Below are 1749 nucleotides of genomic sequence, written 5' to 3' on the forward strand. Positions count from 1 at the left end.
GAACATGCCAGCCTTACAGGCAAATATGAGACGAATATTCCAAAGCACCGGGCACTCTCCTTCGGCTGGAGAAAGCGGCCTTGGCGATTTTTCTTCACGAACACTCGACCTCATCCTCGACTCAGCAGTCAATTACGTGTGACCGTCGCGGAGGACGGTAGAGATCGCGCCAGCAAATGCTCGCCTTCCGCGTCGCGTATGCTGGATTGCGCAGACGGGCTCGACGCCGTTCTGTGGAGGAACTGTGAAGAAGACTCTTTTGTGCATTCTTGCCTTCTGCCTTTGCCCGGCAGCCTTTGCCGCATCCGTCATCACGGCGCGGCTCGATGATCCAAAGGCTGTCTATTTGGAAGCCCCCGCCGGGAACGGCGATAGCTCGACCGCTCTGCAAGCCGCCATTGACAAGGCGGCAGCTGAATTTCGCGGGGGCATCGTCTTTGTGCCCGAGGGCCACTACTCGCTCACGCACACCATCTACGTCTGGCCCAGCGTGCGGCTGATCGGCTACGGCGCCAACCGACCTGTGTTCGTGCTGCCGGCCAATACGCCCGGCTTTCAAAAGGGAATGGGCGTGATGGTCATGTTCACCGGCATGGCGCCGAACTCTCCCTTTCGTTCGGCCGGCCCCGTCCCGTTTCCTCCGCCCGGCTCCGTTCCGCCAAACGATAAAGCGGCGGACGCCAACCAGAACACGTTTTACTCGGCCATGAGCAATATTGATTTCGAGATCGGCGATGGCAATCCCGCGGCGGTCGCAGTCCGTTTTCACGTAGCGCAGCACGCTTTCCTGACGCACATGGATTTCCAACTCGGATCTGGGCTGGCGGGGATATACATGGTAGGCAACGAGGCCGAAGATCTCCACTTCTATGGTGGACGCTACGGCATCCTGACAGAACAGACTTCGCCGGGCTGGCAGTTCACGCTGATCGACTCGAGTTTCGAAGGCCAGCGAGAAGCGGCGATCCGGGAGCACGCAGCCGGCCTTACCTTGATTCGCGACAACTTTCGTAACGTGCCCACTGCGATCGACATCGATCGCGGCTATCCTGACCAGCTCTGGGTGAAGGACTCACGCTTCGAAAACATCGCCGGCCCCGCGGTGGTAATCAGCCTGGACCACAACCCCCTGACCGAGATCGGCTTCGAGAATGCGACTCTTTCAAACGCGCCCGTCTTCGCCAAGCTACGAGAGAGCGGAAGGATCGTTGCCGGTAAGGGTGCGATCTATCGGGTGAAGAACTTCGACTACGGGCTCATGGTTCCCGGTGAAGGCCGATCAGGCTCGATCGGAATGAAGTACGATGCTGTACCGCTAGCCGCGATGCCGGCGATTCTGCCTCCTGCAATTCCCGCGCTGCCGGCGAGCAGCGAGTGGGTGAACGTGCGCACGCTCGGCGTGAAAGGCGATGGCACGACGGATGACACCGCGGCCTTGCAGCGCGCCATCGACACGCATCGCGTACTCTATTTGCCCAGCGGCCGTTACGTGATCAGCGACACGCTGGCGCTGAAGGCGGACACAGTGCTGATCGGGCTGCATCCCATCCTCAGTCAGATTGACCTGCCTGACCAGACTCCCGGCTATCAGGGCGTCGGCGCACCCAAGGCGATGATCCTTGCTCCAACTGGCGCGGCCGATACCCTGAGCGGAATTGGCATGCTTGCAGGCGCCCTCAACCTGCGCGCCGTACCGGTGCTCTGGAAGGCCGGAGAACAGTCGCTCATCGACGATGTGCGCTTCCTGGG

Annotated in this window: 1 protein-coding gene; it reads left to right on the forward strand. The window is 60.7% G+C overall.

The window, feature by feature from the left end:
- Positions 1 to 244: 244 nt before the first annotated feature.
- A partial coding sequence (locus WCB02_RS27750; protein ID WP_423962952.1) for a glycosyl hydrolase family 28-related protein occupies positions 245 to 1749 on the forward strand: 1505 nt, incomplete at its 3' end.

Source organism: Bradyrhizobium sp. (genome assembly GCF_049581145.1).
Lineage (GTDB): Bacteria > Pseudomonadota > Alphaproteobacteria > Rhizobiales > Xanthobacteraceae > Bradyrhizobium.